Raw genomic sequence first — 10,921 nt, forward strand, 5'->3', positions numbered from 1 at the left:
CCTTGGCGCGCAGATCATTCATGTCGCAATGCCTCGGTCGGTGACACACGCGCGGCCGATCGCGCCGGAATCCAGCATGCGAATGCTGCAACGACGAGTACCAGCAGCACCGATCCGATCCAGGTCGATGGGTCGGTAAACGCAAGTCCATACAGATGCTCGGCAAGTACCCGCGCGAACGGGACACCGGCCAGCACTCCGAGGGTTGCGCCGAGGACGATCAGACGACCGCCCTGGCGCATCACGAGACGTAGAATTCCGGACGGATCGGCGCCGAGCGCCATCAGCACGCCGAGCTCGGACTGCCGGCGGCGCACCGCGAAGCCGAGCACGAGTGCGAGACCGGCGCCGGTCAGGAGCAGCGTGACCAGCGCGAATCCGCCGACCGCGCCAAGCAGGGTTTCGCGATCCGCGAGCGTCTGCGCGATCAGGACCGACAACGGCGTATTCGTCACGATGCCGGCGTCGGGCAGATGCGCGATCACGCGCTGGCGTACGGCTTCGGTGAGGTCGGCAGGACGGCCCGACATGCGGGTGACGAGAAACACTGTCGGCGACGGCGCTGGCGTGAACGTGTAGTAGGTCGGCAGATCGCCCGCTTCGTCGAGTGAGTTCTGCTTCACCGACGGCACCACGCCGATGATCCGCGCGCGGCGGATGGCGCCGTTTGCGTCTGCAATGCCGACGGTGGCCGTCAGCGGGTCGACCGATGCAAGATAGCGTTGCCGGTACAACGCATCGACGATGACCGGACTCGCATCGCCTTCATCGGCGTTTTCGAACGCGCGCCCGGCACTGATGCGGATACCGAGCGCGGCAAAATAACCGACGCCGATGCCGTTGACGCGTGCGGTCTGGTCACCGTCCTGCCCCGGCACATGCACCGTCGCCACCCTTGCCATGTGGGTGAATGGCGGGGTATCCGCGATGGCGACATTCTGCACTCCGGGCAACGTTGCGAGGTCGTCGCGCAGCGCCGACACCTGCGTTTGCCAGCGCGCGCGTTCGTCGACGGCAACGGGCGTGCCGGTGGCGCGCGCGCGTTGGATCGCGGTGATGAGCACGCCGCGATCGTCGAAACCACGGTCGACCGAAATGAGATTCAGCGCACTGCGCAACAGCAAGCCGGCGCCGCCGAGCAATGCGGTGGTCAGCATCACCTGCACGACGAGCATCGCCGGACGAACGCGTCCGAGTCCTTCGGTTCCCGCGCGCGACGACAGACGATTTGCGCGTTGAGCGATCGCGGCGGCGAACAGGCTGCTGCAGAAGGCCAGCAGCGCGGCGAGCGTGCCCGCGACGACAGCCGCGGGCCCGAACTGGACGCCTTGCGGAGGATTCGCCGGCAACAGTCCGCGGTCGACGATCAACGCGATGCATGACGGTACCGCGAGCAGTCCGAGTGCGAGCCCGAGCAGCGACGGTGGTGCGATGTCGGCGATGATGTCCAGCGCAATGTCGCGTCCGCGTGCGCCGAGTGCGCGTCGCACCGCGAACTCGCGCGCGCGCCCGAGCAATCGGTCGAGCTGGAGATTCACCAGCGTTGCTCCGACTGCCGCCAGCAGGATCAGCGCGGCGAGTTGCAGTAGCGCCAGCGGTTGCTGCGCGGATTCACCGAAACGTTCGCGCCACGGTCGGGCTTCGAATGTCAGGCCGGCATTCGCAACCAGTCCGGCGACTCCGCCGCCCGATGCGAGTAGGGTCGTCATCGTTGCATCGGCGTCGCGGATCGTGGTGCCGGGCGTCAACCGCGCGATGATCCCGAGGTCGCCGACTTCACCCCGATCCGCCTGTGCCTGTTCCGACGCAGACATCGCATACGGCCGCCAGGCATTGATGGTCGCATCGGGAAATGCAAACGACGGCGGCATCACGCCGATCACTTGATATGTCTCGCCGCGCAACCGCACGGATTGTCCGACGATCGCCGGATCGGCGTCGAAGTGCGAACGCCATTCGTTGTTGGACAGCAGGACCACGTGATCGGCGCCCGGGTGCGCGTCCTCATCGGTGAATCCGCGTCCGAGTGCCGGCGCCACACCCAGGACACGGCCGATATTCGGCGTTGTCCGTGCGACATGCCAGGCACGACCGCTTTCGTCGCTCATGGTCTGCCCGTCGGCGATGAAACCCGCCAGATCCGCGAACCGCGCGTGATCCTGTTCGAGGGTGACACGCAGCCGGTCACTCAGTCCGACCTTGAAGCCGAATTTCTGCAGGTTCGCACGCAGCTCGACGAGTTGTTCGCCGTGTTCGTAAGGCAATGCCTTCCATCGCAGCGCATGCAGGGCGCCAAACGCGGTCGCGTTGATTGCGACGACCACCGCCACCAGCCCAGTCACCGCCAGTGCGAAGGCGGGCGAGCGCACTTGACGCTGCAGCAGATTCGAAACGTTCATCGTGCGATCTCCTACTCGTGGCGCAGCGCTTCAGTGGGCGCGACCCGGGACGCGCGGCGTGCCGGCAGCCAGCACGCGGCCAGTGCAGTCGATGCCAAGACACCGACCACCGCCACGAGGCTCGGCAGGTCGATGCTGTCGACGCCGAAGAGCTGGCTTTTCAGCAGCATGCCGAGCCCAAATGCACCGACCACACCGGTGCCGATTCCGATTCCGATCAGCCAGACTCCATCGGACATCACTTCGCGACGGATCTGCGATCCGTTCGCACCGATGGCCATGCGCACGCCGAATTCGCCCGTACGCTGCGTGACTGCGAATGCGAGCACGCCGTAGATGCCGATCGCGGCAAGTAACAGCGCGAGCGCGGCGAAGACGCCAATCAACTGCATCGGCACGCGCCGCCCCGTCAGCGACAACTGCACGCGTTGATCGAGCGTCATCATGTCGAACAACGGTTGTTCGGCATCGATCGCATGGATCGCCGCGCGCAATGGTGCCGCGAGAGCGCCCGGTTCAGTCCGGGTGCGAAGCACGAGAGCGACCGTGTCGGTCGGCGACTGACCGTAATCCAAGTAGAAGGTTTCCTGGGTCACGTCTTCGCCAAGATCGCCGTTCTTGACGGTGTCGACGACGCCGACAATGGCGTACTGCTGGCCGGACACGCCGGGTCGGTCGAGATCGAGCACCTGACCGATCGCATCGCCATCGGGAAAACGTTTTTGCGCGAACAGCGCATCGACGAGTGCAACCTTGTTGGCGCTGTTCCAGTCATCGGAGTTGAACGTGCGGCCACGCTGCAGCGCGATGCCCATCGCCCTGAAATAGTCCGCATCGACGGTGCGCACGAACGCGTGAGGAGTCGCGCCGTTGCCTGGATGCCCGACCAGCGCGTAACTCGATCCGTTGACCGCGCCCGACATCGGTCGCACGTCCGTGAGGCCTGCCGCGGTGACACCGGGCAGCGCGCGCGCTGCGTCGAGAAAGCGTGCCATCACCCGTGCGCGCGAGGCCGGATCCGGGTATTTTCCGTGTGGCAGCGCGATGGCCGCGGTCAGCACGCCGTTCGCGTCGAAGCCGGGACTCTGGTCGATGACGTTGGCGAAGCTGCGCATCAGCAGGCCGGCGCTTGCCAGCAGTGCGACTGCAAGCGCGAGCTGCGTCACGACGAGCGCATTTCGCAGTGCAATCGCGCCGCGCCCGCCGCCACCGATCCGGGTGCTTTCACGCAGCACCCGCTGCGGCTGCGACAGTCTCGCGGAAACGACCGGAAACAGTCCGAACAGCACACCGGTGCCGACCGCGACCGCAAAAGTGAATGACAGCACGCGCAGATCGAGACCGAGCGACACCCAATCCGGCAGCAGCCCGGACATCGCGACGAGTCGCTGGCCAGCGACGGCCACGCCGATCCCGAGCGCGGCGCCGATCAATGCGAGCAACAACGCCTCGATCAGCAACTGGCGCGCGATACGCGCAGCACTCGCGCCGAGCGCGGCGCGTACGGAGAGCTCCTTCTGTCGCGCGGACAGACGTGTCAACAACAGGTTGGCAATATTCGCCGATGCGATCAGCAGCACGAGGGCCACGGCGATCTGCAGCAACAGCAACATCTGCGCATGGTCACCGGCCAGCAGCGAACGCAGTGGCCGCACGTTGACGGTAAAACCCGCGTCGCGCATGAACCGTGCGAACTGCGCGCCTTGCGCGCCGCCAACGGAATCGATGCGATCGAAATTGCGCTGGATCACCAGATCGCATTGCGCCTTCGCGTCCGCGATCGTCGCGCCAGGGGCAAGCCGTGCGATGCCGATCGAGAATTCGGTACCGCGCTGGGTTTCCGCTTTTTGCGCGTCGGTGAATGCGAACGGCACGTACAACACAGTCTCGCGATCTGGAAACATGAAGCTGGCCGGCATCACGCCAACCACGCGATAATTCTCGCCGTTGAGGCGCAGCTCGCGTCCGACCACCGACGCATCCGCATTGAACTGGTTCATCCACAGCGCATTGCCGAGCACGACCACCTTGTCGCGACCGGTTACCGCTTCTTCCTCGGTGAATGTGCGGCCAAGCGTGGCGCTGACGCCGAGTGTGGAAAACAACGAAGGCGTCGCACGAATACCGTGCACGCGCTCCGGTGCGCCGTTTTCAGCAAGGTTGAAGTTGTCTCCGCTGTAGAGCGCGCTGTCGGTCAATGCCGGGACCTGCTCGCGGCGGTCGAGGTAGTCCGGAATCGATGCGCCGGTCGCAGCGAGGCCCATCTTCGGATACGCGTTCTCGATGTCGATCAGCGCCGCATCGTCGCGGTACGGCAGCGGCTTCAGATAAATGCCTTCGATCAGGCTGAACACCAGCGTGTTCGCACCGATTGCCAGCGCGAGCGTCAGCAGTGCCGCGGCGGTGAACCCGGGCCGCGCGGCGAGCGTGCGCAAACCGTAGCGAAGATCCTGCATCAGGGTGTCGAGCATCATTGTTTCCCGTGTGAAATGATGGCGTTGCGGTCATTCATCCCGCAGCGCCTCCATCGGCGAGATGCGCGAGGCGCGCAAGGTGGGGATCGCGCAGGTGCGCTGCGTGCAGAACGGGTGTCGACCATCGGCAATTGCCGCTTGCACGCGTTGATTCCAGTTGGGTGCGCGCGGCTCACTCATGCCGCAAGGCCTCCATCGGCGCGGTGCGTGCGGCGTTTCGCGCGGGCAGCCAGCAGGCGAGAAGCGCAGCCGCGGCCAGCCCGATTGCGCTGAAGGCAAAGACGGAAACATCGCCGACGCCGGCGCCGAACAGCAGGCTGGAGATCAATTGCTCGCAGCCGAATGACAGAAGTGTGCCGATTGCCAGTCCGAGCACGAGCAGCCGCGCTCCGCGTTGCATCACCTCGCGCAGGATTCGGCCGGGGCTGGCGCCGAGCGCCAGACGCACGCCGAATTCGCGCGTGCGGCTGACTATATGCATCGTGATCAATCCATACAGGCCGATGACGGCCAGCAGCAGGCCCAGTGTGCCGAGTGCGAGCGACATCAGCCCGGCGATGCGTTGTGGCAACAACGACAGCGCGATGAGATCGCCGAGTGGACGCACTTGGCCGGCCGGCTGCGACGCATCGAGCGACCGTACTGCACCGTTCAACTCCAGTGCGAAGGAACTGGCCGGCAGATCCGTTTTCACGACCAGCGATGTTTCGGCGTGCGGCCATTGCGCCAGCGGCAGGAACAGGAATGGCTGATTGACGTCCGACAGCGATGCATAGCGGCCGTCTTCCGCAATACCGATGACCGTCAGCTGGCGCATGTCCTTGCCGTCGCCATAGCGAAAGGTGTGGCCGAGCACGTTGCCATCCGCGGCGAGTCGATGTGCCAGCGACGTATTGACGATGCCGACGTCGCTGCTGCCTTTGGCGTCGTGCGTGTCGAAATCGCGTCCGCTCATCCTGATCGTGAGGGCCGCAAAATAACCCGGAGAAATCAGGTTGACGTCCGGCGACAATTCATCGTCGCGCGCGCCGGCGACCTGGAAGCTGCCCATCTGCATACGGTCGAGGCTGAGTGGCGTCACCGCGGCGAGACCGGCCTGTTGTACGCCAGGCAATGCGCGCGCCTGCTCCAGCAACGACTGTTGGAGGCGCAACTGGTGCGAATCCTCGTAGCCGCTCGGACGCAAGTTGAAATCGGCAACCAGCACGTTCTGTGCATCGAAGCCGAGGTCGATCGCAGCAGCACGCTGCATCGCGTGCAGGAACAATCCACCCGTCACGAGAAGAACCAGCGTCAGTGCGATCTGGGCGACCACGAGTGCTGCACCGACGCGCGAGCGTCGGCCCGCCTCCTGCCGGCCGACCAGCACTTCGCCCGCGCCGGGTGCGCGACTGGACGCGCGCAGCGCGGGTAGCAGGCCGAACCCGATGGTGGTTGCGATGACGCAGCCCAATGCGAAGAGCAGAACCATCGAACTGACTGGAATCTGCAGCAGCACCGGAACCGGCGTCGGCGGATCGATCCGTTCGAGCAGGCGGCACCACCAGAGACTCAGCGTCACACCGACGATGCCCGCGGCCACCGCCAGCAGCGCACTTTCGGCAAGCAACTGCGAAATGATCCTGCCACGACTCGCGCCCAACGCGAATCGCACTGCGATTTCAAAGCGACGCCCTTCGCCACGCGCCAGCATCATGCCTGCAACATTGACGCAGGCCACCAGCAGGATCATCGAAATCAACGCAAACAAAAAGCCTGAGAATGCCAGCAGGCTGCCGTGGAATTCCGCGGGCATCGAACGCAGTGGAGAAAGGCGCACGCCGGGATTGTCCTTCGAGGTTCCGGAATCGGCCGCGAGCTGTGTAACGATCGCGGACAGTTCCTGCTCGAGGCGAGCCGGCGTCACCTCAGGCGTCAGGCGTGCCCCGATCGAGAGCCAGCGTGCATTGGGGTTAGTCAGGTCCTGCGCCATTCCCGGCTGCAGCAGGGAGCGCTGGCTCAGCGGCAGGTAGAACTCCGGGCTGAAGAATCCGATCAGTCCGTGAAACGTGGGTGCCGTCACGCCGATCAGAGTAAACGCGCGACCGTTGATCAGGACAGGCTTGCCAATGGCGCCGTCGTCGGCGTTGAGATATTTGCGCCATGCCGCGTAAGTGGCGACCGCCACCGGCGTGCCCGAATCGATGCGATCGTCATTCGGGTTGAGCAGTCGTCCGCGATACGGCGTCACCTGTAGCGCGTCGAAGTAATTTCCGCTCACCAACGTGCTGAGGCCCCGCTGCGGCTCGCCGTTGGCGGTAAGGTTCACTGCTTCGAGGCGGTAGGCGAACAACGCCGCAGACGGTTTGATGCGGTCGGCGTAGTCGCGAAAATCAGGATACGAAAAACTGACGAAGTCCGAGCCCCGTCGCGTGCCGTCGATCTCGACGAGTTCCTGCGGCGCGCCGACGCCTTGCACGCCTGCGAACAGGTACGTGTTGACGGCGCTGAACAACGTGGTTTCCGCGCCCACACCGATGGCAAGCGACAAGATCGAGAACAGCGCGAATCCCGGGCGTGCCACCAGTTGCCGGGCAGCGTGGCGAAAATCGGCGAACGCAAATCGCATGGGACCTTCCTCTCGTAGTGATGAATCGCGCTGTGAATCGTCGATGCGCCGGGCTTTGCAGTCGCACCCTGCGCCTGTGCGAGCCGTCTGCTACAACGACTGGCCGACGGTGTTGCGGCTCGGTCGCAGCAGTCGCTCGTCCTCCTCATGGCGAAGCCGATGCATCGTCGCTTCATCGACCACGCGTCCATCGAACATGAAGATGCGGCGGTCTGAAAATTCTGCGTAACGCGTGTCATGGGTCACCATGCAGATCGTCGAACCCGCCTTGTGCAGGTCATCGAGCAAGGCCATCACCGCTTCGCCGTTCTTCGAGTCGAGGTTGCCGGTGGGTTCGTCCGCGAGCAGGATCGACGGTGAGCCGACCAGCGCGCGAGCGACGGCGACACGCTGCTGTTGACCGCCGGACAACTGCGCCGGATAGTGCTTCACGCGATGCGCCATGCCGACCCGCTCGAGCGCGGCAACCGCGCGATCGCGTCGTTCCGCTTTCGACACGCCATCCCTGTACGTCAGCGGCAGTTCGACGTTCTCGAACACGGTGAGGTCGCCGATCAGGTTGAACGCCTGGAAAACGAAGCCGATTTCCTGGTTGCGGATCTGCGCGCGTTCGTTCGCGCCGATATCGGCGACCTCGCGACCATTCAAGGTATAGGTGCCCTCGCTCGGTGTATCGAGGAGGCCAAGAATTGCGAGAAGGGTCGACTTGCCGCAGCCGGAAGGACCCGAGATCGACACGTACTCGCCCTTGCGGATGTCGAAATGCACGCCAGCGAGCGCGTGCGTCTCGACCTCGTCGGTCAGGAACACCTTCTTGATGCTCTCGAGGTGGATCAGGCTGTCAGTGGTCATGGTTGTGTCCGATGATGGGCTGTACGGCGGAAGCTTGAAACACGAAGTACACGACGGAAAAGCGGTCGGTCAAAATCGCGGGACGAGTGTGCGATGCCATGCGGACTGAAGAAGAGATGCGGTTTCGTGGCCATGACTGATTGGGAATTGGCCGGCGTCGGACCACCAGGCCAGACGCGTGCCTTCTCTCGGATATTTGTCTTCGTGTTCATCGTGATTCAAATTTTCGCCCCACCATTACTTCAATCGAATGCGGTCGTGCTGGTCATACGCGCTGGTGTCGGACAGCACGACCGTGTCGCCCACCGCCAGACCGTTGCGGATCTCGATCAGGTTGGCCGAACTCTTGCCGAGTGCGACCGGTACCCGTGATGCGATTCCGCTTGCCGGGTCGACGCGGAACAGACGCACTTGCGAATCGGGCTGGCCAAACGCCGGGCGGCCGACATACAGCACGTCGGGCAGCCGATCGATTTCGATCGTGCCGTCCACCGACAGGTCGGGTCGCGCGCCGGGAGGAAGGCTGCCGACGAGGTCCACATCGACCTGCACCGTGCCGTTCTGCACCGCCGGATCGACGCGCGTGACCTTGCCGTCGACGATGCCATTGCGCGTGTCGATCTTTACCGGCTGGCCAAGCACGATGTCCTTTGCCTGCGTTTCGGCGATGCGCAGTTGGGCACGCAGTTCGTTCGGACGCGCGACCCGCGCGAGGTTGGTCCCGGCAACCACCTGCTGGCCTTCCTCAACCGGAACCTGTTGCAGCACGCCGTGGATGCCGGCGCGCAGATGCAACGCGTCGGCCTGCCTCTGGCGCAATTCGCGCGTCGCGATCAGTTGATCGAGACGTGCCTGCTCCGCGGCGAGTTGTGCGGTGATGTTGCGCTTGAACTCGATGACGCGTTGTTGTTCGATGCCGACACGGTTCTTCAGTTGTGCAAGCACCACGATGCTCTTCTTGTATTGCACCGCTGGGATCACCCCTTTTTCGGCAACGATTTTTTCCGCCTCGGCCTGCATCCTTGCCGTTTCGTAATCGCTTTGCGCCTGTGCGAGGGACGATTGCTCGTCGAGCTGCTTCGAGGTGAGTTCTGTCCGCTTTGCCGCCAGATCCGATTGCGCAGCGGTGACCGCGGCCTTGCCGGCCAGCAACTGGTCGTCGACTTCAGGGTTGCTGAGCTCAAGGATCACCGTGTCGGGCTCGACCATCGCACCCGGGCGGACCACGATGTGCTCGACGCGCGCTGCGGTTTCGGCAGCAATCCAGCGGATTTCCTTTGGCACCAGCGTGCCCGGCCCGCGTACTTCGCGCAGCAGTTCGCCGCGCTTGACGGTGTCGACCAGAACGCTTGAGCGTTCCACCGATGGAATCGCCGGTCCGAGTGATGCGAGTCCGATGCCGGCACCGGCAATCGCGACGACGACTGCGGCGCCGATCATGATCCGGCGATTGCGTTTGCGCTTCTTGAGTTCGGGGCGTGCGATATCCATGCGTGGAGAGAGCAGGGAGCGTGCCAAGGCTCCCGATCCATGCAAGTGATTGATTGTAGAGAATCCATGAAGCTGTCGCGCCAGAAAACTGTCCGATACCGAACACCTTCCGAACGCTGCCGTTCACTTGCCAAAGAGGCATCGCGGCGGCGGCGTAGGCCGGACGCGTTCTACGCGGCCGGCGCTTTTACCGCCCGAACGGACAAGAGCGCCGGCCGCAAAAAGCACGCGTCCGGCCCACGGGGCCGTTGGCCGGAATGGATGCGCTCAGAACTCGAGCCCCACCGCGGCGCACAGATAGTCGTTCATCGGTGCGACGCGCTTGAAGATATCGACGATCCGTGGGAGCAGCTCGTCCGACGTGACGATCGTGTCGCTGAACGATTGCCCCGCGGCAAAGTTGCGGCGACGGAGGTCGTCGATCAGTTCGTGCGCGGGATCGAAGCCGCGCGGCGGGCGCGTGAGGCTTTCGCCCCAGAATTCGAAGCGCTCGCGGAATGCCTTCGCGTGCACGGCTTTCTTCCACGCCGCGGGATTGTCGGCGAGGAAGTCGCGGATTTTTTTCAACGTTGCGGGCTCGGGGTGCCACAGCCCGCCGCCCGCGAAACAGTCGCGCGGCTGGAGGTGCAGATAAAACGACGGCGCCTGGATCTCGCGGCGGCGTTCGTGTGCGAAGCGCGCGCCGGCCCAAGTCTTGTACGGGGTCTTGTCATTGGCGAAGCGTGTGTCGCGATAAATGCGAAACAAAGAACCATTTTGTGCGCGCGGATCGGCAATGTAGTGCGGACTGATCTTCGCGAGCGGCGCCTGCACGTCGGTGATCAGTTGTAGAAATGGATCGCGCAGCACGTCTTCGTAGCGCTGCTTGTTGTCCGCAAACCACGCGCGGTTGTTGTTCGCCGCCAGGTCGCGCAGGAACTTGAAGGTCTTCGGGGTGAAGTAGGTCGTGGCCAAGGCGGTCGTCGATTGGAGGAAAACGCGATTGTAAGAGTGCCTATGCGGCGGGTGAACCGTCTGCGTTGCCGGGTCGAGTGGTCATTGGAGGCGGATGCCGATCTGTCGACCCAAGCATCGCGGCTGAAGCTGCTCCCACGGCC

7 protein-coding genes are annotated in these 10,921 nt (G+C 64.2%); all 7 read right to left on the reverse strand.

Features of this window, described 5'->3' with window-relative positions; translation table 11 throughout:
* Window positions 1–14: 14 nt before the first annotated feature.
* Window positions 15–2,399: an ABC transporter permease gene (locus ABIV12_RS08885; RefSeq protein WP_348058380.1), complete on the reverse strand. Its 2,385-nt coding sequence runs from the start codon at window positions 2,397–2,399 to the stop codon at window positions 15–17.
* 11 nt (window positions 2,400–2,410) lie between these two features.
* Complete coding sequence (locus ABIV12_RS08890; RefSeq protein ID WP_348058382.1) at window positions 2,411–4,870, reverse strand: ABC transporter permease; 2,460 nt, start codon at window positions 4,868–4,870, stop codon at window positions 2,411–2,413.
* A 33-nt stretch (window positions 4,871–4,903) separates the two neighbouring features.
* Window positions 4,904–5,053, reverse strand: a complete 150-nt coding sequence (locus ABIV12_RS08895; RefSeq protein WP_348058384.1) for a hypothetical protein — start codon at window positions 5,051–5,053, stop codon at window positions 4,904–4,906.
* Window positions 5,046–7,481 (reverse strand): ABC transporter permease, encoded by a 2,436-nt coding sequence (locus ABIV12_RS08900; RefSeq protein ID WP_348058386.1) that lies wholly within the window; start codon window positions 7,479–7,481, stop codon window positions 5,046–5,048. The genes ABIV12_RS08895 and ABIV12_RS08900 overlap by 8 nt, the downstream gene beginning before the upstream one ends.
* A gap of 90 nt (window positions 7,482–7,571) precedes the next feature.
* Window positions 7,572–8,333, reverse strand: coding sequence for an ABC transporter ATP-binding protein (locus ABIV12_RS08905; protein ID WP_348058388.1), 762 nt, complete (start codon window positions 8,331–8,333; stop codon window positions 7,572–7,574).
* A gap of 237 nt (window positions 8,334–8,570) precedes the next feature.
* The gene (locus ABIV12_RS08910; RefSeq protein ID WP_348058390.1) at window positions 8,571–9,851 is read right to left on the reverse strand and encodes an HlyD family efflux transporter periplasmic adaptor subunit; all 1,281 of its coding nucleotides are present in this window, start codon (window positions 9,849–9,851) and stop codon (window positions 8,571–8,573) included.
* A gap of 240 nt (window positions 9,852–10,091) precedes the next feature.
* Window positions 10,092–10,778: a DUF2461 domain-containing protein gene (locus ABIV12_RS08915; RefSeq protein ID WP_348058392.1), complete on the reverse strand. Its 687-nt coding sequence runs from the start codon at window positions 10,776–10,778 to the stop codon at window positions 10,092–10,094.
* Window positions 10,779–10,921: the final 143 nt, after the last annotated feature.

Source organism: Dokdonella sp. (assembly GCF_039926425.1).
GTDB lineage: Bacteria > Pseudomonadota > Gammaproteobacteria > Xanthomonadales > Rhodanobacteraceae > Dokdonella_A.

What these genes read in the sequence shown, in the direction of transcription:
- ABIV12_RS08905 (WP_348058388.1), bottom strand. Translation starts at nt 8,333, where the DNA reads ATGACCACTGACAGCCTGATCCACCTCGAGAGCATCAAGAAGGTGTTC.
- ABIV12_RS08885 (WP_348058380.1), bottom strand. Translation starts at nt 2,399, where the DNA reads ATGAACGTTTCGAATCTGCTGCAGCGTCAAGTGCGCTCGCCCGCCTTC.
- ABIV12_RS08900 (WP_348058386.1), bottom strand. Translation starts at nt 7,481, where the DNA reads ATGCGATTTGCGTTCGCCGATTTTCGCCACGCTGCCCGGCAACTGGTG.
- ABIV12_RS08895 (WP_348058384.1), bottom strand. Translation starts at nt 5,053, where the DNA reads ATGAGTGAGCCGCGCGCACCCAACTGGAATCAACGCGTGCAAGCGGCA.
- ABIV12_RS08890 (WP_348058382.1), bottom strand. Translation starts at nt 4,870, where the DNA reads ATGCTCGACACCCTGATGCAGGATCTTCGCTACGGTTTGCGCACGCTC.